Source organism: Thermoleptolyngbya sp. C42_A2020_037 (assembly GCF_015272455.1).
Taxonomy (GTDB): Bacteria; Cyanobacteriota; Cyanobacteriia; order Elainellales; family Elainellaceae; genus Thermoleptolyngbya.
Map to the genome: position 1 here is coordinate 322,732 of NZ_JACYLP010000048.1, position 23,593 is coordinate 346,324.

At 55.2% G+C, this 23,593-nt stretch carries 17 protein-coding genes and 1 pseudogene; 10 read left to right on the forward strand and 8 right to left on the reverse strand.

Annotated elements, in window-relative coordinates; all coding sequences use genetic code 11:
* Positions 1–295: 295 nt before the first annotated feature.
* The 3 genes from IGS16_RS17700 to IGS16_RS17710 form a co-directional block, all read right to left on the reverse strand.
* Complete coding sequence (locus tag IGS16_RS17700) at positions 296–583, reverse strand: RNA-binding protein (RefSeq protein ID WP_068508672.1); 288 nt, start codon at positions 581–583, stop codon at positions 296–298.
* Between the two features lie 528 nt (positions 584–1,111).
* Complete coding sequence (locus tag IGS16_RS17705) at positions 1,112–2,197, reverse strand: DUF1517 domain-containing protein (RefSeq protein ID WP_297087650.1); 1,086 nt, start codon at positions 2,195–2,197, stop codon at positions 1,112–1,114.
* 137 nt (positions 2,198–2,334) lie between these two features.
* Positions 2,335–3,519, reverse strand: a complete 1,185-nt coding sequence (locus tag IGS16_RS17710; protein ID WP_297087652.1) for an aminotransferase class V-fold PLP-dependent enzyme — start codon at positions 3,517–3,519, stop codon at positions 2,335–2,337.
* Positions 3,520–4,789: 1,270 nt separating this feature from the next.
* On the opposite strand from IGS16_RS17710, the gene IGS16_RS17715 reads away from it, so the two are divergent.
* The 5 genes from IGS16_RS17715 to IGS16_RS17735 all read left to right on the forward strand — a co-directional run bounded on the left by IGS16_RS17715 (position 4,790) and on the right by IGS16_RS17735 (position 10,097).
* Positions 4,790–5,500, forward strand: coding sequence for a DUF1995 family protein (locus tag IGS16_RS17715; protein WP_297087654.1), 711 nt, complete (start codon positions 4,790–4,792; stop codon positions 5,498–5,500).
* A gap of 488 nt (positions 5,501–5,988) precedes the next feature.
* The gene (locus IGS16_RS17720) at positions 5,989–6,765 is read left to right on the forward strand and encodes a metallophosphoesterase (RefSeq protein ID WP_297087656.1); all 777 of its coding nucleotides are present in this window, start codon (positions 5,989–5,991) and stop codon (positions 6,763–6,765) included.
* A 127-nt stretch (positions 6,766–6,892) separates the two neighbouring features.
* Complete coding sequence (locus IGS16_RS17725; RefSeq protein ID WP_297087658.1) at positions 6,893–8,545, forward strand: glycosyltransferase family 39 protein; 1,653 nt, start codon at positions 6,893–6,895, stop codon at positions 8,543–8,545.
* Positions 8,546–8,696: 151 nt separating this feature from the next.
* Entirely contained in the window at positions 8,697–9,230 is a 534-nt protein-coding gene (locus tag IGS16_RS17730; protein WP_297087660.1) for a cyclic nucleotide-binding domain-containing protein, read from the forward strand.
* 45 nt (positions 9,231–9,275) lie between these two features.
* Positions 9,276–10,097 carry a SirB1 family protein gene (locus tag IGS16_RS17735; protein ID WP_297087662.1) on the forward strand — a complete coding sequence of 274 codons (822 nt, stop codon included), beginning with the start codon at positions 9,276–9,278 and terminating at the stop codon, positions 10,095–10,097.
* Here IGS16_RS17735 and IGS16_RS17740 read toward each other — a convergent pair.
* A pseudogene (locus tag IGS16_RS17740) lies at positions 10,094–10,735 on the reverse strand (cyclic nucleotide-binding domain-containing protein); the annotation flags it as partial. The gene IGS16_RS17735 and the pseudogene IGS16_RS17740 sit on opposite strands and share 4 nt — an antisense overlap.
* A gap of 453 nt (positions 10,736–11,188) precedes the next feature.
* Between IGS16_RS17740 and IGS16_RS17745 the strand changes: the two are divergent.
* Positions 11,189–12,625 (forward strand): TldD/PmbA family protein, encoded by a 1,437-nt coding sequence (locus IGS16_RS17745; RefSeq protein WP_297087664.1) that lies wholly within the window; start codon positions 11,189–11,191, stop codon positions 12,623–12,625.
* 96 nt (positions 12,626–12,721) lie between these two features.
* Here the strand turns inward: IGS16_RS17745 and IGS16_RS17750 are convergent, their stop codons facing one another.
* Positions 12,722–13,717, reverse strand: coding sequence for a hypothetical protein (locus tag IGS16_RS17750; RefSeq protein WP_297087666.1), 996 nt, complete (start codon positions 13,715–13,717; stop codon positions 12,722–12,724).
* Positions 13,718–14,347: 630 nt separating this feature from the next.
* Here IGS16_RS17750 and IGS16_RS17755 point away from each other — a divergent pair.
* Together IGS16_RS17755 and eno are read left to right on the forward strand one after the other, a co-directional pair.
* Entirely contained in the window at positions 14,348–15,718 is a 1,371-nt protein-coding gene (locus IGS16_RS17755; RefSeq protein ID WP_297087668.1) for a metallopeptidase TldD-related protein, read from the forward strand.
* A gap of 434 nt (positions 15,719–16,152) precedes the next feature.
* Positions 16,153–17,436: a phosphopyruvate hydratase gene (gene eno, locus IGS16_RS17760; protein WP_297087670.1), complete on the forward strand. Its 1,284-nt coding sequence runs from the start codon at positions 16,153–16,155 to the stop codon at positions 17,434–17,436.
* A gap of 52 nt (positions 17,437–17,488) precedes the next feature.
* Here eno and IGS16_RS17765 read toward each other — a convergent pair whose 3' ends face one another.
* Both IGS16_RS17765 and ilvN read right to left on the reverse strand, forming a co-directional pair.
* Positions 17,489–18,376: an MnmC family methyltransferase gene (locus IGS16_RS17765; protein WP_297087671.1), complete on the reverse strand. Its 888-nt coding sequence runs from the start codon at positions 18,374–18,376 to the stop codon at positions 17,489–17,491.
* An 81-nt stretch (positions 18,377–18,457) separates the two neighbouring features.
* Positions 18,458–18,982: an acetolactate synthase small subunit gene (gene ilvN, locus IGS16_RS17770; protein WP_068508903.1), complete on the reverse strand. Its 525-nt coding sequence runs from the start codon at positions 18,980–18,982 to the stop codon at positions 18,458–18,460.
* Positions 18,983–19,348: 366 nt separating this feature from the next.
* On the opposite strand from ilvN, the gene IGS16_RS17775 reads away from it, so the two are divergent.
* On the forward strand, positions 19,349–21,907 hold the full coding sequence (locus tag IGS16_RS17775; protein WP_297087674.1) for a putative PEP-binding protein: 2,559 nt from the start codon (positions 19,349–19,351) through the stop codon (positions 21,905–21,907).
* Positions 21,908–22,128: 221 nt separating this feature from the next.
* Here the strand turns inward: IGS16_RS17775 and IGS16_RS17780 are convergent, their stop codons facing one another.
* Entirely contained in the window at positions 22,129–22,311 is a 183-nt protein-coding gene (locus IGS16_RS17780) for a YqaE/Pmp3 family membrane protein (protein ID WP_068508908.1), read from the reverse strand.
* A gap of 812 nt (positions 22,312–23,123) precedes the next feature.
* On the opposite strand from IGS16_RS17780, the gene IGS16_RS17785 reads away from it, so the two are divergent.
* Entirely contained in the window at positions 23,124–23,543 is a 420-nt protein-coding gene (locus tag IGS16_RS17785; RefSeq protein WP_297077153.1) for a phage holin family protein, read from the forward strand.
* Positions 23,544–23,593 lie beyond the last annotated feature (50 nt).

Here is a 23,593-nt window from a genome sequence, read left to right on the forward strand (position 1 = left end):
TGGGTTAAGCCCGGCAAAAAAATTGCTGTATGGCCAATGCCACACAGCAAGCTATACCTATGAAACACTCATGAAACCAAGCTCGAATCCAAACTGTCAACAGAGCCTTCACCGGACGGGGAATAGACTCTTAGAAAAGGTGTCTAGAGCCAGTGCAACAAACCAGGGTCTAGATCCTTCAAAGACTCAAGGCTACAGGCTCACGGAAACAGGCTATACCTATGAAAAAACTCCAGAAGCCCTGAAGTTGAAAACCCATCTAGTAGGTATAGAGAGAATTAAGAATTAGAAGAACCTACATTCCACCGTTGCGGGGTCGTCCGCCACCGCCACCGCCGCCTTCGCGAGGCTTGGCCTTGTTGACTCGAATCTCACGACCGAGCCACTCAGCACCGTCTAGATCGGCGATCGCTTTGTCTTCCTGCTCCTCGTCTTCCATTTCTACAAAGGCAAAACCTCTTTTTCTGCCAGTTTCGCGGTCGGTTGGCAAGCTAACGCGACTCACCTTCCCATACTCAGCAAACACTTCACGCAAATCTTCTTCGGTAGCCTGAAAAGACAGGTTTCCAACGTAAATAGTCACAATCCTCTCCAAACCTAATAACGCGGGGGGGGCTCGTTCGATGGATAAACCTGCAACAGCAAATGCTGACACGCCTGAGTCTTCCATTTAGTCGAACGCTACTTCGCTGTCATCATAGCTGATCTATTAGTAAATGGCAGTAGCATGTCAGCAAAACGTATATATCTTTTGCCGAAAATTCCAAAGCGATGCAACCGCACAATACTCTCTTGGTTTTAGCTAGCTCTAGGGGTTGAGTCAGGATTGCTTTAGAGTCGCCAGAATCCTCTATAAGTGGGGCTTATACAGAGGTTTTCAAATTTCTGCTTTAATAGCTAGAGCGATGGCATTCTGTATTCTAGGCAACATTAAAAACTGTCAAACTTTTGGGAGTGCTTGATAGCTCGAGGCCGATTCTTTATCGGGTGATGTAATCTTAGAACCCGGCTTCAACCTCGTTTCCCAGTTTTTCCGCTTGGCTAACCTAGCTAGGCGTTTGGGTGGGCGATCGCCTTTCTGCCACTGTCTTGTTGGTGCCTTATCTGCCTTCTAAATCTGCATCAGATCGGGATAGCTAGCCACAAGTTCATCGCGGCTGAGACTAGAAGACTCATCCTGTGGGGCCCACAGCAACTCGTAAATCAGCAGATAGCTGGGCGGCAGGCTGCCCAGACGGCGCAGTGCAGCCGCTAGCGCCTCGATTGAGCGAATTTCGCTAAACAAGGGGCGATCGTCTGCGGTGCCTACCAGCAGCGTCACCACGATATAGGCAACGGGATCGCTATCAAGCGGCTGGGACGTGGCTTGCTGGCGCACGCGCCCGCCAATGTTCACCAGCGTTTCGGCGCTCAGTTTGCTGCGCTCAGCCAGCGAGAGTTGCTCAAACAGGCGTGACCCGGCTTCCCGGCTCTTGACTGTTTGCGACGTGGCGCGAACGTGCGTCCAATATTCGGGCGATCGCAGCAACGCCAGCACCGTTTCTCGCAGCAGCTCTGACAAGCTCTCCTGATTGCCCCAGTCGGTTCGTTTTGCCAGCGCATTCAGGTCTCGCTGCAAGTCCCGTGCCCCCGCCAGCAGCCCGATTTGAATTTGGGACACCGTTACGATGTCATTGTATAGCTCACGGGCTGACCCAGCTGGGGCGGCCGCCGTGCTGCTGCCGCTCGACCCTGCCCGCACGTAGTTCAACACCACAGGCAGCAGTGCAAATCCGACGATCGCCAGAATAAACACAAAGCCCAAGTCAAACCCGCCGCCACCCACGGGCACGACTACCGTTGGCGATGGGCGATAGCCATAGTCGGGAATGGGCACAAACACGGGCCCTGGAACAGGCGTCGGATAGTAGCCCCCGCTAGAGGGCGATCGCGGCAGGGGGCGAGGCGCAGACGGCGCAGGCGACGACCCAAACCCGCCACCCCGGGCCCGTCCACCTGCCACCGCTCCTTCCATGAGTGCTTCCGCAGTCAGCGCCGACCCGCTCGATTCCACCTGACTCAGCGCAGGCGGGTGGAGGACTTGACTGTGGGCATAGCGCGGATGGGGACGGCTAACGCTGTAGAGAAAGGCGACACTAACGACCAAAAGCAGGGCAATCGTCAATAACAGGGCACGCAGATTACGATTCTGCTGCATGGCAAATCTCCGGGAAATCGAGCAATTTCAAGGATCTGGGGCGCTGGAACTGGAGCATGGCTAGAATACCACGCCCTTAATCCTGGCTGGTGTGCCCCCGGACTGAACTACAGCATTTGTAATAGATCCCTTGGGAATTAGTGAGCCAGATTGGCGATCGCCCCTAACAGCCGCTCAATTTCCGACTCTAGCGTGAAATAGTGAACGCAGGCGCGAATGCAATTTGGATACAATAGCGTTCGCAGGAGAAACCCCTCTTGCTCTAGGGTTTGAACGGCCCGATCATGGAGACCGTCTGCAAGTTGGAACGAAACCAGACCCGCTTCTGGTGGTGCAGTCCGCAAGCAGGAAACCTGCGGCAGTTGGGTCAGTCCCTCCCACAGGAGCCGACTGAGCTGACAGATGCGACGATAGCGATCGGCAGCGCTACCCCAGCGGTGGTGAGTGGCGATCGCCTCGCTCATTGCCCCATACAGCGGAACGTCGGAGGTCGCCACTTCAAACCGCCGCCCGTCCGGCTGCCAGCCTGTGGGGTTGCCCTGTGCGTCTTTTGTCACGCTGCGCCAGCCGATGAAGGTGGGGTGCAGGTCAGCGAGCGCATCGGGCGCAACGTATAGCCCGCCAATGCCCGCCGGGCCGCACAGCCACTTGTGCCCCGTAAAGGCGTAAAAATCAGCGGCGATCGCCCCCAGATCCAGCGGCAACACACCGACGGACTGCGCTGCATCCACCAACACCCGCACCTGCCCGCGCCGCCCTGCATAGCCATGACACAGCGCTACAATCTCTGCCAACGGCAACACCTGACCCGTGTTCCACAAAATGTGGCTAATCACAACCAGCCGCGTTTCGGGGCGGAGGTGTTGGGCGATCGCCTGCATCGGGTCGCCATCATTAAGCGTGGACAGCAGCGGGCAAATCGATACTGCTAGGTCAAATCGGCGGGCCAGTTCCCGCACAATGCCCACCACGCCCGGATGCTCACAGTCCGACAGCACGATGTGGTCGCCCGCCTGCCAGTCCAGCCCCCACAGGGCAATGTTGCAGCCGACGGTCACATTTTCAGTCAGCGTGAGCGTGGTGGGGGAAATCTGGAGTTCAGCGGCGATCGCCCCCCGCACCTGCTGCATCTGCTGATGGGCCCAGCCATTGACCGTATTGGAAAACGGCCCGTGGGCCTGCATATATTCATGCCCAGCCGAAATCGCGGCGATCCCCCCCTGAGGCATCGGGCCCTGTCCGCCATAGTTGAAATAGGACTGGGTAGACAATGCCGGAAACTGCTGCCGGTGTTGTGCTAGGGACGAGTCCAGATTCAGCATTTCAGTTATTTTGAGAGCCTTTTGAAAGTCTTTTGTATATCTTTTGTCAAAGACTAGGACTGGAAAAAACGAAGGCGTGAGAGTCACCCTCCCACGCCCAAGCGCATCTTCAAAACTATAATGACTTCACTAGTCATGCAACTATGCCTGCGATCGCCGTGTTCTAGCCATCGCGATCGGCCATCCAAAAATCTGCTTTTAGGGCAACCGATAATCTCTACAAGTTCTTACCGATGCTTGAGAGGATTTTACACTCCAGGATGTGCTTTTAGGCTGACTGAAGGGACGCTTTTTCCTGGTGCGAAACCTGGAAAGAAAGAGTGCTAGAGCCTGTCCTAACCCTGGTTTCGATAGCGTTCTTCTGGCTGATATTGCCGACAAAAGCATCGCTCTAGATGCTGCACTCGATAAAAGCGTGAGAATCGATGAATGTCTAAGATAATAGGACTATTCCGATCGAATACGCGCTGATTCAGGTAATGCCAAAGAACGGAGGAGAAGAAAGATCTGGAAGTCATAGGTCGGCAAACAGCTAAAAGAACTAGGGGTTTAGCAGACGAATGGAGAAACGTCAGGGAATCACGTCATCGAGGGAAAGTTCACCAGACTGAATGGGCAACCTGTTGTCAACGCTGGAACTGCGACGATCTAGCGGTTCTAGGGCAGAAAACAATTGCCTATCTGGTGATTGAGCGTTGCATACTTTAAGCGTTCCCACATCACTGGAGGAATCTCCCACGTCACACAAATTCACAAGTGGGCGCTTGCTTTCGTGCGATCGCAGCAAAAATCAGCCTGGCTACTACAACTGCACGGTCTGCTAGAACTGGGTTAAAGCCCTCTTGCAAACCGATTGCGCTAAGTAGCCTTGGCGCATACATCCTCCACCACGTAAATCTTAAAGAAGCCTTAAGACTCAATAAAACTGTCGCCAGACGGAGAATGCCTATCCCTTCAGTTACCTTTCAGTTACCTTTTCATCAGCTTGGGCGTGATTTCGGGACGAGACAGGGACAGATCTTGCAGCGTCCGCTTTTTACCATTTGCCATAGCTTTCGCTATACACTGGGGATTCTGCAAATGATTTTGTGAATTTTCACAAATGTTCATTTTGTGGATTGGCTTTGATCGGCTCTACAGCATTTTCTTGCGGGGTGAAGCACATGCTGCCCTCACGAGGCAAGGGCTTATTGACCATCCGTATGCCTCACTAGCTTCAAAAACGCTGTAATCGGCTTTGCGTTGTTCTGACTTGTTTCCACAGCAACCTATGACCCAGCTTCCAGATTCTCTAGATGAGGCGATCGCCCAGGCGGTGCAATCCACCGAAGCGGCGATCGCCGACGGGCTGACGCGCCTTCAGGTAGAGCTATTGTTTCCTGAATTGCCCATAATGCCTGTGGCGCAAGCGTTTGTGGCGGGTTTTGCAGAGCGGGGCAGCGGGCTACGGGTGTTTTTCCCCGATGCAGGGGCGGCTGCCCTGGCCCGGCGCGACTGGGGCGAGGTGCCCTACGCGGTTCGCGGCATTGAGGATGTCAAGACCGAAATTCAGCCGGAGGAAACGCTGATCCTCTTTATTCAGCCGTCTTCGGTGGAGGTGGGGAAGGTTGAGGCGCTGTGTCAGCAGGCGGGCGATCGCCCGGTAGTGTTCTTCAACCCCCGGCTAGAGGATGTAGCAACCATCGGCATTGGCTATGCCGGACGGCAACTCCGGGAGCGATTCCTAAACCAGTTCCAGCCCTGCTACTCGATTCGTCCGCTAGAGAACGCCGCCGTGTTTCGCGCGTATCCTGCACTGTGGCAGGTTTGGTTAGAGCAGGACGAGACCTATCAGCTGGTCGCTGAAGAGGCGCAGCGCCCCGCCGGAGAAGCGCTAGACACGATTCTGCTGCGGGCGATGGGGCAGGAACCCAGTTCCCCCGTCCCCAATCGGGGGTTGTTTGCTGAGTTGCAGCGGTTTTTGCGGGCCCTGAGTCAGTAGCGCCTCTGGAAATCACCGGGCAAGCTTTACGGGAACTTGTCAAAAAATTCACGGGCGATCGCGGCGAAAGATTAGCCTCTCTGGGCATAATGAAAGAAATACCCCCATTTTCCACCCATTTGGGATGCGCTGGGTATCGCTCTGATAGCAGCCTCACTCATCAGAGCGAGTCAGAAGTTCCTTGCTCATCTCTGGTTCAGTTCTGGTTCAGTTTAAGTCTGTGAATTGCTGTGATAAGAAGGCTGGGCAGAGTGCTGATCTGCTGAGCAGGTTTTTGGCTCCGGAAGAAGATCGGTTTGGGCTGTATTTGTTCCTTATGGAGCGTTTTTAGAAGTCCTTGCTTTGCCTCGCTGACCAATTGGGTCAGATGAATGCTGAGCCGAGGCGAGGAGTTTTTAGCGTTCAGCATAGCCATCAGTGTGTATCAGACGAATTCGAGCCTTGGTTTGAGCTTTGGGTGGTCTAGCCAATAGATAGGAAGGTTTGCGGTGGGCAATCGGCGCATTTTTATTGGAGACGTACACGGGCACTATGATGGCTTGATGCGCCTGCTAGAGGTGATCGCCCCGGGCGCAAGGGATCAGGTCTATTTTCTTGGAGATCTGATCGATCGAGGGCCCAAAAGCGCTCAAGTGGTTTCCTTTGTGCGGCAGCAGGGCTACGTTTCGCTGCTGGGAAACCACGAGCAAATGCTGCTAGAGGTCATGCCCCACGGCAAGCTCTCCTATCAGGCGCTACAGGCGTGGCTATTTAGCGGTGGTCAGACCACGATGCAGAGCTATGGCAAGTCTGACGACCTGCTGATAGAACATGTGACCTGGATGCGATCGCTCCCCACCCACCTCGACTTGGGCGACATCTGGCTGTCTCATGCGGGAATGCACCCCGCCCTGTCCGTCGCCGACCATACTGCCCAGGAATATTGCTGGGTGCGCGACGAGTTTCATAGCATGACCCGTCCCTATTTCCCCGACAAGCTCATTATTACTGGGCACACGATCACCTTTACGTTGCCTAACGTGCCGCCAGGGGCGATCGCCCAAGGGCAGGGCTGGCTCGACATCGACACAGGAGCCTATCATCCCCGCAGCGGCTGGCTCACTGGGCTAGACTATACCCACCAGCGAGTTTATCAGGTCAACGTGCAAACTCAGGAAGCGCGAGTGCTGCCCCTAGCCGAAGCATCGGTGCAAATTGACCCAGCCCGTGTGATGGCTCGCCGCCGCCAGCCGATGCCTCTGGAGGCGCTGACGAAGCCTGTATAGCGCCGCAGCGTAGCCCGGCCTTGGTAACCCGGAGCAAGCCGTATTTTGCAAACCCCGCCTGTCCAGAATTTCCAATCTGGGAGAATCTCGGTGTCCGAGGGTGTGCCAATGTTGCGATAATGCTGGCATGTCTATTCTGAGCCACTCCGGTGCCAAAGCCAGTGCCTATCCCATCCGGCAAGATTGGGTCTGGATAACCGCGCTGCTCATCGTGGCGCTGGTGCTGATGACGGTCAACCTGGGTGGCGTGCCGTTGCGCGACTGGGACGAAGGCACCGTCGCACAGGTGGCGCGGGAGATTTGGCGATCGCCCTCGGAAGCGCGGGCCTGGCTGTTTCCGACTCTGGGCGGCGAACCCTATTTGAATAAGCCGCCGCTGATGCACTGCCTGATGGCGATCGCCTATCGCATCGGCGGGGTTAATGAGTGGACTTCGCGGCTGCCGGGGGCGATCCTGACCGCGCTCTCGGTGCCGCTGCTATACGCCATTGGGCGCGAGCTGTTTCCTGGTCGCTTGCCCTCGCTGCTGTCGGCGCTGGTCTATCTTACCTGGCTGCCCGTTGTTCGCAACGGTCGGCTGGCAATGCTGGACGGGGCAGTGCTGTGCTGGCTGCTGCTGCTGGTGTGGTGCGGACTGCGATCGCGCCGAGACACACGCTTCGCCCTGGGAATTGGCCTTAGCTTGGGGCTGATTTGCCTGACCAAGGGACTAATGCTAGGGCTGCTGCTGGGGAGCATTTTGCTCGTTTTCTTGATTTGGGACACACCGCGTCTGTTGCAGCAGCCCTACCTGTGGGCGGGGATTGCCCTGGGCAGCGCTCCGGTCGCCTTCTGGTATGCCGCCCAGTGGGGGCACTATGGCAGGGAGTTTCTGGGGCGAAACCTGGTGCAGCAGTCCGCCAGCCGCATCTGGAAGCCCGTCGAGCAAAACGACGGCCCGCCCTGGTATTACCTCCTAGAAATTGTGAAGTATGGCGTGCCGTGGGTGGTGTTTCTGCCAGCGGGGATTCGCTTAGCGCAGAATAATCTGATTTTTGGCTGGGCAAAGCTGGCGCTGGTGTGGAGCGGTCTCTATTTTGCCGCTATTTCCCTCATGTCTACTAAGCTGCCGTGGTACGTGCTGCCGCTGTATCCGGCGCTGGCGCTGCTGGTGGGGGGCAAACTGGCTGATCTGTGGCGGGAGGGGCGGCAGGTAGGCGTGCGGCAAATGCCAGGAGAGGGCTATGCGCCGCTCTGGTGGTGGGCGCTGGGCGGGCTGGGGCTGTTGGGCTGGGGCGGGGCGGTGTATCTGGGATGGATTCAGCAGCCACGCGAGGTGGATGTGGGGATTGTGATGGCGACGCTGGCGGCGGCGCTCACGGTGGCGGCGGTGCTGGTCAGGCGGCAAAACCCGCAGTTTATCGGTGTGTTGATTTGGGGGATGTATCTATCGCTGCTGTTGCTGATGCTGACCCCCCACTGGCTGTGGGAACTGGCGGAGGCGTTTCCGGTTCAGCCTGTGGCGGCGCTGGTGCGATCGCACACCCCGGCCGGAGAAACGGTCTATAGCTCCTATGGCGATCGCCGCCCGTCTTTGGAGTTTTACAGCGATCGCCGGGTTCTGCCTGCCAATGTCGAGCGACTGCAAAAGCTGTGGACAAACGAACCGCAGGTTTATTTACTGCTGGATGAGTCCGCACTAAAGTCTTTGAAATTGCCTCAGAAAAAGGTCTTGGGACAGGCGGAGGGATTTACGCTGGTGCAGCGGGTGCGCCCGCCCGTGCAAACTCCGCCGCTGTGATATTCGGGATTGTATTTAGAAAACTCCCCAAAGAAATTACCCAAAGAAAATCACCCAAAGTCGGTATGCTGAGGGAATATGGCTGAAAACAGGTTTATTCGTTCGTTCAACAGGTTAATTTTTAACAGGATTCTATTAGAAACTGAAGGGTATGAAAAAAGCGTTATATCTACTGGCGGCCATTAGCGATCGCGATTTTGAGTGGCTATTGCAGGCAGGTAAGCGGCAGGGGGTTCCCAAGGGATCGGTGCTGATTTCTGAGGGACAGCCAATCGATGCACTGTATGTGGTGCTGAGCGGGCGATTTGTGGTGTCGGTGGCTTCGCCGGAGGGCGATCGCCCCATTGCTGTGCTGTCCTCTGGCGAGGTGTTAGGGGAAATTTCCTTTATCGACTCGCGCCCGCCCACGGCAACCGTGAGGGCGGTTGAGAATTCGGTGGTCTGGTCAATTCCCCGGATGCAGTTGACAGCAAAGCTGTCGCAAGATGTTGCCTTTTCGTCTAACTTCTATCGGGCACTGGCAGCCTTTTTGAGCGATCGCCTGCGAACGACGGTCAGCCGCTTGGGCTATGGGGGCGACTCGCCCAACGTGCCCGATGACGAATCGCCCGACCACCACAACCCCCAGGTGTTCGATAACCTGGATCTGGCAAAAGCCCGCCTAGAGTGGCTAGTGACGCATTAGCCCAGTGACGCATTAGCCCAAATATGACCTTCCCAGCGTTGCCCTATGGATTTCCCGCCAGCACGACAGCGGTTCTATCAGGAGATTCACCAGCCCGATGAAGCCATCGACTTGGCGCGGGCTGCGCTGTATATCGCGCAGGAAGAATATCCCCCGCTCGACCCGGAAGAGTATCTCAACGCGCTGGACGTGATGGCCACCGAGGTTGAAGAGCGCTTGCCACCCGAACGCTATCCGCTGCGGGTCATCCAAGCGCTGAACCGCTATCTATACGAAGACCTGGGCTATGTGGGCAATGCCGCCCAATATTACGACCCGCGCAACAGCTACCTGAATGACGTGATTGAGCGGCGGCGGGGCATTCCGATTACGCTGTCGCTGGTGTATCTGGAAGTTGCAAAACGAATTGGCTTTCCGATGGCGGGTGTGGGGATGCCCGGTCACTTTCTGATTCGCCCGACCGTGGCCGATATGGATATATTGATCGACCCATTTCATCAGGGTGCGGTGATGTTTGCTGAGGACTGTCAGGAGCGGCTGAGCCAGGTGTATGGGCGGCCTGTGGAACTGCGCCCAGAGTTTTTGCAGCCAGTCAGCAATCGTCAGTTTTTGGCGCGGATGCTGACCAATCTAAAGATGATTTATTTGAACCAGGAAGATTTGCCGCGATCGCTCTCAATGGTCGAACGTATCCTGATGCTGTTTCCCGATGCGCCCCAAGAACAGCGCGATCGCGGCATTTTGTATTATCACCTGGGTCGCTGGCCGGAGGCATCGCTGGATCTAGAAGCCTATCTTGACCAAGTTCCCACCGCCAGAGATGCCGAGTTGATTCGTAATCTGCTGGCGCAAATGAGCGGTTCTTAGGCCGGCCCCGCTGACTGAACCTGAAGCTGATTGAGCAGGCGCTCGAACCGCAGTTGGGCGATCGCCACGCCGTCTTCATGGGAAACATGACCGTTAGCGGCGGGTTTTGCGCCCTCGTCGCCCAGTTGCTTCACCGTGCCCCGCAGTCGCTGCGACAGCAAAATCGCCAGCGCTCGATAAAAACGGCAGCCAAAGCCTTCATCTTGCTGGAGCTTTTCGGCAAGTTGGGCGCGAGGAATTGCCAGCACCGTAGAATCTTCCAGCGTTTGCACCGTCGCCGAAGGCGGACGAGCGTCGATAAACGACATTTCTCCCACCACCTCGCCACTCGATAGGCGCGCGATCTGTCGGCCGTCCAGCGCCGAAATCGACACCACCAGCGTCCCATCCAACAAGATATAGAGCGTGTCTACCGGATGCCCCTCGTAAATCAGGACGCTGCCCGCGGGCACCTGCTGCTTGCGACCGACCTGCACGAGCCAGTCAATATCGCGATCGCTCAACTCACCCAGAATACACAGAACCTTTTGCATGGGCTGCTTCCTTGATAATCTCCAATCCCAAATCGCAGTTTCTGACACAAAAGCTGCTAGAGCCACCGCTCCAGCCACCAGTAGAAGCACCCAAACCAAAAACTCAGTATCGGACTTTGAACAGCCATGTGCGGTTAAACGAAACCGCCTTAATCTGCCGACTTGACAGCTTAAATCCGCTGCCCCGACTCAACTCTCCTGACTCGATTCGGTTATCAAGAGAATCTTGTAGTGTCACTTTGTTAAGTATTTCTATCATTTTATACCGAGTCTGCGGAGTGAAATCCGTAGAAGTCGTTAAGGTTCTTCGCAAGCACTTGACTAATTGGGGCATGTCAGGGGGCTGACTCCTCCTGAAGCTTGCCTGAAGCTTGCTTGCTGCGCTGAACTCAAGGGTCGGCTAACAGACCTTCAGCTAAAAAATTCAGCTACCATGCATTCAGACGCTTTTCCAATGCTCCAGTTGCTCTGAATGCTTGGCTGGGCAGTGGAGCGACTTGGCACGGAGCAAGCCTTCTGCAAACTTGACCGCATCAATCCTAAAACCTTGACATTCCTATGATTTCTGACCTGCAACATCTGCTCTCTACCCTAGATTTGGACGCAGACTGGATTGGCCTCCGGGCAGTCAGGGAAACCGCTGCCAGTTGCTATGTCCGCGATGGACTGCCAGAGGGCAATGCCAAGTCGCTGAATCAGGGCGTGATGGTAGAGGTGATGGCGCAGGGGCAGATTGGCTATGGAGCAGTCAATTCTTTTCAGCCGGAACAGATCCGCGCTGCAGCTAAAACTGCCTATCAGCAGGCGATCGCCGCCAGCCGCTGGAGCATTTATCCCGCTACGCCCGCTATTCGCCCCAAAGTGGTTGGGCAATATGCGTCGCCGTTCCAAAAGCCACTAAATGCCCTCTCGCCAGGAGAAATCAATGATCTCCTCGTGCGCCTTTGCAAGACGCTGAAAGTCTCGGAGCAAATTGTGCAGACGCTTGCCGCCGCTCATCATGAGACCGTGGATTCTTGGTTTGTCAGTAGCAACGGATCAGAAGTCTATCAGCAGTTTTCGCTAATAGAAACACACTATGGGGCGATCGCCCAGGACGGGCCCATTGTGCAACAGCGCAGCAACAACGGCCACCTAGCGCACTGCTATCAGGGCGGTTGGGAGCTATTTTTAGACGATCAGCTTTGGACCCGCGCGCGGCAGATTGGCGAGCAAACGGTCGAACTGCTGACGGCCGAAGAATGCCCCACCACCCGCACCACCCTCGTCCTGGCCCCCGACCAGATGATGCTGCAAATTCACGAAAGCGTCGGGCATCCGCTGGAGCTAGACCGAATCCTCGGCGATGAGCGTAACTACGCAGGTGGCAGCTTTGTGAAGCCGTCGGACTTTGGCCGCCTCTCCTATGGCTCCCGGCTGATGAACATCACCTTCAACCCCACCGTCCCCCATGAATTTGCCAGCTACCGATTTGACGACACAGGGGCACCTGCCAGTCGGGAATATCTGATTCGCGAAGGCGTGTTGCAGCGGGGGCTGGGTAGCCTGGAAAGTCAGGCGCGACTGGGGGTTCCGGGGGTGTCTTGTGCCCGCGCCTCGTCCTGGAACCGCCCGCCCATCGACCGCATGGCGAATTTGAACCTGGAGCCAGGCGAAGAGTCGCCCGCCGCCATCATTGCTGACATTGAAGAGGGCGTGTATATGGAGGCAAACCGCTCCTGGTCCATCGACGATCAGCGCTACAAGTTTCAGTTTGGCTGCGAATATGCCAAGCGCATTGAAAACGGCAAGCTGACCAAAACGCTGCGAAATCCTAACTATCGCGGCACAACGCTTGACTTCTGGCATCGGCTGAGTCGCATTGGCAATTCAGAAACCTGGGAAATCTACGGCACGCCCTACTGCGGCAAAGGAGAACCCAACCAGGCAATTCGCGTGGGGCATGGCTCTCCAGTGTGTGCCTTTGAGGGAGTTGAAGTGTTTGGCGGCGGCTGAGGTGATTCTAAATCCTTCTCTCAAGAACCCGCCGGGTGGCTTGTAGAAGTTGGAGCAAACGGTCTTCGGCGATTAGAAGAGGCTGTTCCTTGATTTTCAGTGCTGCTGAGACAAAATAAAAGGAGAAGCGTCAGGGCACAGTTTTGAATACTTGGTATCGTAGTGCCTCACTTCAAGATAGTTTAAGTTTTTGGGATGGGGCTTATATAAGCAAAAGCATTCCAGTAAACAGAATGTTGCAGCGCTTTCCAGCGGGCCCACCATTATCACCTTATTTTTCCAAGTTCGTCCAGATTTAAGCCAATATCTCACCTGGTCTTGTGACAGGCAATACATAGCCGAGTGGGGATTCACACACTCGGCAAACTTGATTCCATCTGATTCGATTAATGAGAAGCTATCCCAAGCACAGTCTGAGCAAATGGTCAAATCAATGTAGCTTTTTCGTCCTTCGTGCATCTCATAACGATTGGGAGTTAAAACAAAATTTAAACCCCCGCTGATTTGATTGAATTTAGACAGCTTTTCTAGGAATGAGCTATCTGAAATGACAATGTCATCTTCGAGCATAAGAAACCAGTCGTAATCCTCTACGTGGTCAATTAATGTATCTTGCAACCTATACTCAACGAACATAGGATTGCAATCAGGAGAGTCAATCGTTTGAACTAATTGACGTTGATAGGCTGGCAAAGCTTTAACCACATGACGACCCGGTAACGTATGGATAGTGATAGTCAAGTTGCAGTGAGCGAAGCTGCTCAGCAAGCCATCAATGGTGCATCGCAAACGCTCAACTTTCTCGCTTCCCAATTCTGTTGGATGCTCAGCTTCCTGCGGTGAGGTAATGTGAGCAATTGCTACCATTACTCTAGGTTTTTCAACTTCAATGTCGGAATCAGAAAAGAGCTTGATAACTCTGCTCCGCTGATAGAATAAAATCATTTTCCATTTAGCTCTGTAGACGCGAGCAATCTTCGCTAGAGTGGTCAATAAAAGCGCTGTTGAGTTCACTGCATAACGTCTCAGGCTTATTAAGCAGTTCTTTATTGAGCTGTTTAGCCTTCCCAAGCGATCGCTTCGTTTAGCCATTGCAAAAGACTCCTTCATGAAAAATGGGACAGTCCACAATCTTTGGTGTAATCTCTTGGTGCAATCTCAATCACCGGGATTCCTAATGGGGGAATCTTGACCAACTGCTGTATTGAGGAAATGAACCACGGTATACAGCATTTTTGAAACGAATGAGGTGTGCGGATGGTCAAGAAGCCCTCGCCTCGTCAGAGCAGCATTTACATCACTCCGTAAGCAAGTGCTGTATCGAGCTTTTCTCAACAAGCATCCATATCTTTCAAGGCTCCTCAAATTTAGTGACGCTGAGTAATGCTCAGCCCTACAGAGCTTTGTTCAGTAGAGGATTGAGTTAGGATTTATACCTGGGTTCCCGCTAGTAGAAGCGTCGAGTTAAATCTCCTTTTGACACAAAATTTAAGAAGATGAATAACACTACTGACCCAGTGTAATCATGTGTCCTGAGAAAGGCTTCATCAAATCTTCATGAAAAATTGGCTAAGACTTTATAGTTGAGTGTCGCTTCGCTTCTTGCTGCTCCTTATCGTTCTTCAAGTCTTTTCAGAGGGGATGAGTTAGGCAAGATTTGCGCTGAAATTAACAAGTAGGATGTAAGCGTATGTTTTAGTAGTCGCAAGACTTGGGGTAAGCGTGACACATCTCGAGATGTCCCTAGAGACGGCAGTTGTTTTAGATCATCTGGAAACTGAGTTTGCGGCGTTGACCGAGGCGATCGCCGATCAGCTTTTGCCGGAGGAGCAGTTCACGCTGGGGCTAAATGCCGAACAGAGCCAGTTTGTACGGTTTAACCACGCCCGCGTGCGGCAGACGGGGGGTATTGTGGACTGCCAGGTGGGGCTGACGCTAATGGCAAACCAGCGCACCGCATCCTGGCGGTTTCCGCTGACGGGCAATTGGGACACAGACTGGGCGATCGCCGCCGATGCGCTGGCCGACCTGCGGGCCGACTTGCCTCATTTGCCGCTCGATCCCTATCAGGTGTTGCCGTCGGGCGATGCCACCAGCCGCGAGGTGCATTCCGGTCGCCTGCTCGATCCGAATGCCGTCGTGGATACTGTGCTGCCGGAGGTCGATGGGCTAGACTTTACGGGCATCTACGCAGGTGGGCGAATGCTGCAAGCCTATGCTGACTCGGTGGGGCAGCGGCACTGGTTTGCCACGGAGTCTTTCTCGCTGGATTATTCGCTATTTACCGCCGACGGGCAGGCTGTGAAGGGCACCCTAGCAGGCAGCAAGTGGGATGCGGCGGCCTACGCCGCCAAAATAGCCGATTCCAAACAGCAGCTCGATCGCCTCGCCTGCACCCCCAAACCCATCCCCAAAGGGGGCTATCGGGTTTATCTGGCTCCAGCGGCGCTGGCCGATATTTTGGCGATGTTCTCCTGGGGCGGGGTCAGCGAGGCATCGCTCCAGCAGGGCGAAAGTGCGCTGGGCGCGTTGCAGCGGGGCGATCGCACGCTGTCCTCTCAGTTCACTTTGCGCGAAAACTTCGCTTCTGGTCTGGTGCCCCGGTTCAACCACCTGGGCGAAATTGCGCCAATGGAGTTGACCATTATCGACCGGGGCAAGCTGGTGAATACCCTGGTCAACTCGCGCACGGCGAAGGAATATGGCAAAGCCGCCAATGGTGCAAACAGTGCCGAATCGCTGCGATCGCCCGAAGTGCTTCCGGGCAGTTTGCTGGCTGCCGATGTGCTGAAGGCGCTGGATACGGGGTTATACCTGTCAAATTTGCATTATCTAAACTGGAGCGATCGCCCCACGGGCCGCATCACAGGCATGACCCGCTACGCCTGCTTCTGGGTGGAGCAGGGCGAGATCGTTGCTCCGATTGAAAACCTCCGCTTTGACGAAAGCCTCTATCGCTGCCTTGGCGACAACTTGGTTGCTCTGACACAGCAGTCTGAATTTATCGCCGATGTAGACACCTACAATCGCCGCAGCCTGGGTGGTGTGCGGGTTCCCGGTGCGCTGGTGGAGGATTTCACATTCACGCTCTAGCGGGCTGTCGATGGGGCTTCACATCGATTCTTGCCCACATCGATTCTGGATTGTGGACTTGCTTTTGGCTTGCCTGTTGGAGATTTGCAGGGCTTTCAGCCATTTCACTTGTGGCTCTGCTCAGAAGACTTGACATCAGAAACTGCAAAAGACACTGCGAACGTTAGCGAGTCTCTGTGCAGAGCAGCCCACCAGCGACTATTTGGGCAAAAGTAGAGACTTTCTGGCTCGTATCTTTCACAACATGGCAAACCCATCGCGCTGGCTTAGACTAGGCGCTAGTTTTTGCACCGTTTCACAGTAGATTAAAACACTCCAAAAGCTTTGAGAGAAATTCTGCTTCTTCTGGTTCAATGCTATGGGAAGCGCAACATGTAACCTTCACGTCCATTTACGAATTGCGAATTCACGAAATTATTTGAGGATTAATCACTATGGCGGCGATCGCATCCATTAAAGCCCGCGAAATTCTCGACTCTCGCGGCAACCCGACGGTAGAAGTAGACGTGACGCTGGACGATGGCGGCTTTGGGCGGGCGGCAGTGCCGTCTGGCGCTTCGACGGGAACCCGTGAAGCCCTGGAACTGCGCGATGGGGACAAGAGCCGCTATGGGGGCAAGGGCGTGCTGAAGGCGGTGGCAAACGTAAACGGTGCGATCGCCGACAAGCTCAAGGGAGCCGATGCGTCGGATCAAAAGGCGATTGACCAGACCATGCTGGATCTGGATGGCACAGAGTACAAGAGCAATCTGGGGGCAAACGCCATTCTAGGTGTGTCGATGGCGGTGGCGCGGGCCGCGGCAGATTCGGCAAACGTGCCCCTCTATCGCTATCTGGGCGGTGAAGCTGCTGTGCTGCTCCCCGTGCCCTGCTTCAACGTGCTGAACGGCGGGGCCCACGCCGACAACAGTGTGGATTTTCAGGAGTTCATGATTGCGCCTGTGGGTGCGCCCAATTTCCGCACGGCGCTGGAAATGGGGGCAGAAACCTATCACGCCCTCAAGTCAATCCTTAAGGGCAAGGGCTACAGCACGGGTGTGGGCGACGAAGGCGGCTTTGCGCCCAACCTGAAGGCAAACGTCGAGGCGGTGGAGTTGATTCTAGAAGCCATTACGAAGGTGGGGCTGAAACCGGGCGACGACATTGCGCTGGCGCTCGACCCCGCCGTCAGCGAGATGTGGCAGGAGGACGGCACCTACATTAACTTCAAGTCTGATAAGGCCGTCCGCACGACGGAAGACCTGATTGCCCTCTGGGAAAGCTGGATTGCTCAGTACCCGATCATCTCTCTGGAAGATGGCTTGGGCGAACAGGACTGGGAAGGCTGGAAGGAACTCACCAAGCGCCTAGGAGATAAGGTGCGGCTGGTGGGCGACGATGCGTTTGTGACCAATCCCACCATCATCAAGCAGGCGATCGCCGATGGCGTGGGCAATGCCTCGCTAATCAAGGTCAACCAGATCGGCAGCGTGACTGAAACGCTGGACGCGATCGAGCTATCTCGGAGCGCCGGGTATACGGTGATGACGAGCCACCGCTCTGGCGAAACGCCGGACGACTTCATTGCCGACTTGACCGTTGCCACCAACGCCGGGCAAATCAAGAGCGGCGCACCCTGCCGGGGTGAGCGTTTGGCAAAGTACAATCAGCTTTTGCGGATTGAGGAAGATCTGGGCGATCGCGCTCAGTATCCTGGACTTTCAGCCTTCAAGAAGTAGGCAAAAGCGGCATTTTTTGGGAAAACATGCCTGAAAAATGCCTAGACAATGCCTAGACAATTCCCCATCGCCGCCGCCAGCTTGTGGTCGATTCTAGCGGAGCCTGTTGCTGCTCCTGTTGGTGTCGCGTCAGGATGGCGGCGGCGCTGTCGTCGAGGTTGGGATCGCGGTAGGGCACAGCGGCGCGGGTGCGTAGATGCTCTTGCTCCATCGGCGAAAGGGGCAACAAGCCGTCGGGCGACCAAGCGGCCACCGTGCCCTGGGACCATTCGTGGGGACGGCGCTCGGCTCCGGCGGGCAGGGGGATGTTGCCCAGATGCAGCCCGGCAGCCTGCATCGCTGCCCGCACCGAGGCCGAGCGTGAATAGGTGGCTAAAACGCCTGTCGGACTCAGACAGATTGCCACCTGCGCGAAAAATTCCACTGTCCAGAGCTGGGGGCAGCGGCGCGGCGAAAACGGGTCGAAAAAGATCGCGTCTGCCTGGAAATGTTGTGCCACTACCTGCTGGATGGTCTGTCGTGCGTCGCCGATTAGCAGGCGGGCGCTAAGTCGAGAATCCTGAAATTCGGACTTCTGGGCGATCGCCCTCAGCACGTTTTGCACTGGGGGCGACCAGGCGGTGAGCAGATCCGGGGCGATCGCCGCCTGCGGAACCGTCGGGTCTAGCTCCAGGGCGATCGCCTCCACTCGACAGCCCGGATTCTCTGCCCACAGCGTTTCCAGCGCAGCGGCCGTGTTGTACCCCAGCCCGTAGCACACATCAAGCAGGCGGATCGGCGGCGAAGCGGGTTCCGTAAACCGCCGTGCCAGCGCCGCCAGCCGCGTCACCTGGGCAAACTTTTCAAACGCCTCGGCCCGTGCCCCCAGCCGACTGTGAAATGCTTCACCAAAGGCTTCCGAAAAAAAGGTAAACGAACCATCTTCGGTGCGCTGGGGCACCCAAGCTGGTTCCTTTGGCAGGCTGTCAGTCGGCTGCAACGCTCGTCAATCTGGGAAAAACTGCCTGGTGAAAAACTGCCGCTAGACCCGCGCTTCCATCGACTGGAGCTTGAGAAACTCGGTATTCACGCCCGACTCGCGCACCAGGGCGATCTTGCCCGTGCGGGCCACTTCGCGGATGCCAAATCGTCCAAGCTGCTGCACGATTGCCACCATTTTGCCAGGGTCGCCCACGACTTCCAGTGTCAGTGAGTCTTCGCCCACATCCACTACCCGCGCCCGGAAAATCTGCGCCAGCTCGATAATTTCTGACCGAGTGACGCTGGTGGCGTTGACCTTGAGCAGCATCAGTTCCCGCTCAACACAGGGCGTTTCAGTAATATCTTGCACCTTGAGGACGTTGACCAGCTTGTAAAGCTGCTTGGTCAACTGCTCGATAATCGCGTCGTCGCCAGGCACAACCATCGTAATGCGCGAAATGCCAGATTGTTCCGCCGGGCCAACCGCCAGACTTTCGATGTTGAAACCCCGTCGGGCAAACAAGCCCGCAATCCGGGTCAACACGCCCGCTTCATCTTCGACCAACACAGAGATAGTATGCTTCATGGGATGCGATGGGACTGCGAACCGCCACCAAGGTTAGCGTTTAGGAATTGGATTAAACGTAGTGTTTATCAATGGGTTTATCAATCTTAGCCCGACCCATGCGCTCTATTCCTGTTTGAACGTTAAGGGATTGCGAGAATTTTTGCACCAGTCTATCCAGAGCGAGTTCAGAGCGTATGATGAAAAGATGTTAAGAAACACAGGAACGCAATCTCATCCGCGTTCTAGATAGACTGTCTTAAATCACTCTTAAATCACTCGTCTTGAATACCCGTCTTGGAATAACCCATCTTAAATAGGTTGTAGGTTGAGAGACCCCTCTATCGAGCCTTTTTCGCAACTACTCATCTCAAACGGCGACGGCGTATGCATGGGGACGCACTCAAAGACCTCTACGGGTTGGGGCAGATCCAGCCTGCTGACCGAACGGAGGTCGGAGACAAAGCCTACTATTTGGGACTGCTGGAGCAGCGGGGATTTCCTGTTGTGCCGGGAGTTGTGGTAGGGGCGCGAGTGCTGAGGCGGTTTCTGTCAAGTTTGGACTGGCAGGAGCCGCTATTTGCGGATTTGCCCGATTCCTCGCTGCATGTGGATGTCGATCGACCGCAGCAGCTTCAGGCGATCGCCCAAACCATTCGCCAGTCTATTCTCTCTACACCGCTCTGGGACGACTGGCTGGCGGGGGTCGAGGCGCAGGTACGGCAGTGGCAGTCGCCGATGGTGATTATGCGGCCGTCGCTGGGGCTGGCGGCAGGTCTTGACCCGACCTTCAGCGGACGGATGCGGGGGCTATTGGGGTCGCAGATTTGTGAGGCAAATCGAGGGGCGATCGCCCTGGCGCTGCGGCTGGTGTGGGCAGAGCTGTTTCGGGCCAAAAGCCTATTCGTTTGGCAGCGATCGCGCCTCCAGCTTCATCAGCTTCATCTGGGCGTGCTAATACAGCCGATTTGCGACGGGGTGGCGGCAGGAACGGCTTGCGTCAGTCCGACAAACTGCGAAATTCAGTCGATTTGGGGATTGGGAACCGCTCTGACCTGGGGAGAACTGGTTCCGGATCGCTTTTTGTTTACAAACCCTCCTGTCAGCCAGGAACCCGCCGCAGAGGCAACTGTCAATCGAAAACTTCTGCCAGTGGTTCGGCAGGTTCACCCCAAGCCCTATTGCTATCGGCTGTGTCAGGAGTCCGCTGGTTCTGTCCCCAGCAGCCTGCGCTCTTCTGCATCGGCTCTACGGATCGAACTGCTAGATCCGTCCCAACAGCATCAATCTAGCCTGAGTGACTCGCAACTTCAGGCATTGCTCGCACTGTCGCACCAGATTCAGCAAACGCTTGGCAGTAGCGTCGATCTAGAGTGGACCCTAGGGCCGCTTGAGTCGGGCGAACTGCCCCAGTTTCAACTGACCCAACTAAATGTTGTATTTCCCCGTGCGGTGGGGACTGCTCCGGGGTCGTCTATTGCCACGACTGTTCTAGCAATCGATGCTCAAGAGACTAATGCTCAAGAGACTAATGCCCAAGCGACTGAACCATTACCATTGTGCGGGCTGGCGGCGGCAACGGGTCGAGTTTCGGCTGAGGTCTGGGTGGTGGAGGATGTGAATCAGCTACCGCCAGACTTTCCAGCAGGGCAACTGTTGGTGATGTCGCATGTGCCGCCGAGGTGGTTGGGGTTGATGCAGCGGGCGGGTGGCCTTGTGACAGAGCAGGGTGGCATGACCAGTCATGGCGCGATTTTGGCGCGAGAACTCGGCATTCCGGCAGTGGTGGGCGTGGCGGGCGTGACGCAGATTTTGCGGACGGGCGAATGGGTAACGGTAGATGGCGATCGCGGTTTGATTCATCGCCTCCCAGTTGCACCCAATGAGTTTCAGGAAACACGCTATCCAGAACTGGCCCCAGTGTCTACGTCTGACCTGGATGCCCCAGTAGCCTCCCCTCTACCCAGGACTCACACGAAACTGCTGCTAGCGCTAGGGCACGCTGCTGATTTGAATACGCTCACGAACTTGCCCAGCGAGGGGGTTGGGTTGCTGCGGGCAGAGCATCTGCTGATGCCGCTGTTGCATCAATGGAGCAGCCAGACCAAGCGCGAGGGGACGATTCCTCAAGGTGAGAGAGAGAGATCTGAAATATCCGCAAACAGGACTGGCGCGTTTCCGGCAGAATTCGGCAAGGAAGTGGCAGAGGAAGTGGCAGAGGCGATCGCCCAAAAAATCCTTCCCATTGCCGCCGCCTTTGCGCCCCGCCCCGTGTTTTATCGGTCGCTAGACGTGCGATCGCAGGACTTTCTGGGTGCTTTCTCCAGTTCCCAGCCTGGTTCTCCGGAGCCAAACCCAACCCTGGGAATGCACGGTGCCTTTAGCTACAAAAACAGCCCCGCCTGGTTTGAGGCGGAGCTTTTGGCGCTGCGACAGGTACAGCAGGCTGGCTATGCCAATCTTCGACTTATTTTGCCCTTTGTGCGCGGGGTCGAAGAGGTGCGCTTTTGCCGCCAGCGGACGCTGGAAGCGGGGTTATGGAATGCGCCCGACTTTCAGCTTTGGAGCATGGCAGAGGTGCCATCGGTGCTGTTTTTATTGCCGGAGCTAGTGCAGGCCGGGGTGCAGGGCATTGCCATTGGCAGCAATGACCTGGCGCAACTGCTGCTGGCGGCCGATCGCGACCTGCCGCACCTCTCCGAGGCGTTTCCGCCGCGCCATCCCGCTGTGCAGCGTGCGATTCGACACTTGGTTCAAACGGCTCGCCAGCTTGGTATTCCCTGCACGCTTTGCGGCGAATTGCCCAGTCAGCATCTTGATCTGGTAGAAGAATGGGTGCGCTGGGGAATCACCGCGCTCTGCGTAGCGCCGGGTGCAGCCCGCAGTGTGCAATGGGCGATCGCCCGCGCCGAAACCGTCATCGCAGAGCGCGAACTGCTGGGATGAGCGTGAACTGAGGCAATTCACTGAGGCAATTAACTGGGGCAATCAGAAGTTGCAATCAGACGAGATGCAGGCAGACGGTGCAATTCGGTGCAATTAGATGCACTTAGAAAGTGCAGCTAGAAAGCGACGGAGTGACGGAGGCGCAAAATCGCTTCAGCAACTTGCTCTAGCCCTCCAACACTCCAATCACTCCAATCACCCAACGCTACTCTTGCGCTTGACTATACTTCCTGATTCAGCTTTTCCTCATGCTTCATCACGGCCCAGAGTCCGTGAATCGCCCCCGGCACAAAGCCCAGAAGCGTCAACAGGATATTGATCAGTAGCGTGGAGCTGAAGCCATAGGTCAGATACACGCCGACGGGGGGCAACAGAACCGATAGGAGAATGCGTACTAATTTCATAAGCCACCTACTCAATCAAGGGAAACGGAAACGTTGCTAGAGCAGTCGTATGAACCTGTGGCCCATGATTTTAGAGCCAAGTTCAAGACTTCAGAAATCTAAAGAACTTTGAACAACAGGTGCAGTGAACTGTACTTTTCCATAGTAGCGAACTATTATCTTTGGAAACGGTTCCAAAAGTAGATTTAGCGGGTAAAATCCGAACCTGAATGTTACGGAGATCACATTCATTGATTTCGTGATTATTCGTTTCTATTTCTTTAGAAGTGGATGGTCGGTATTCTCTTATGTCAAAGGTCGGAAATTACCCTTTTTAGCGGTTCGGCTGCGAATGATTAATGTGCTGAGTTTTACATTGTGGAGTTTTAATATTCGTCAATATTCATCGAGCGATCGCCCATAAAATCTCTAAGTTGCTTTGATAGCAGGCTTTTCGGGTTTTACTAGGTAGACAGGATGTGGAGATCTGAGAGTAATAAGCATAAATTTTGACGTTGTGTGATTGGAAACAGGTCGTGTTTTCTAAATCAATTGAGTAGAGATGACCATAAAGACAGATGCTTTAGTGTGAAATTAATCGGTACTATACTGAATCTATGAGATGAAGTGACGTGAATGGAGTGAATCAAACGTTCACTAGTCAATGGTTATCCACACCAGTTATCCGTCTAGTTATTCATCCTGTTGAACCATTGCGATCGCAGGATGTACGAGATAACAAAAAGCAGATAACAAAAAGCATTAGTGAAACGGCGGTTCACAGATTCGATGAAGGCTTCAAGTTGTTTTGATTCAACCTGGATGGAACTGCTATGTTGGGATACTTGTTGACGACTTTGATTACAGCCCTGAGCCTGCTGGTGGTAGACATCGTAGTGCCAGGGGTAACTTTGGCTAACTTCCCCGCGGCCCTACTCGCTGGGGTGTCGATTGGTGTGGTGAACACGCTGGTTAAACCGGTTCTGTCGCTGCTGTCGCTGCCAATTAACTTCTTGACGCTGGGCCTATTTGGCTTTGTGGTCAACGGGTTCTGCTTCTGGCTGGCATCGCTGTTTGTGCCTGGATTTGCGGTCAGTGGTCTGCTGGCCTTCCTGTTGGGGCCCGTAGTACTCACCTTCGCCAGCACCTTGCTAAACCGCTACTTTGCTGAGAAGGAAGCTGCTAAGACGCTGAATGCTGGCTCTACGCCTGCGGTGACGCTAGAAACGAAAGAAGTTGAGAAGGCAAGCTAGACCATTGTTCTGGCAAGGGGTGAAGCGGTGAGTGGGGGCGATCGCCCTCC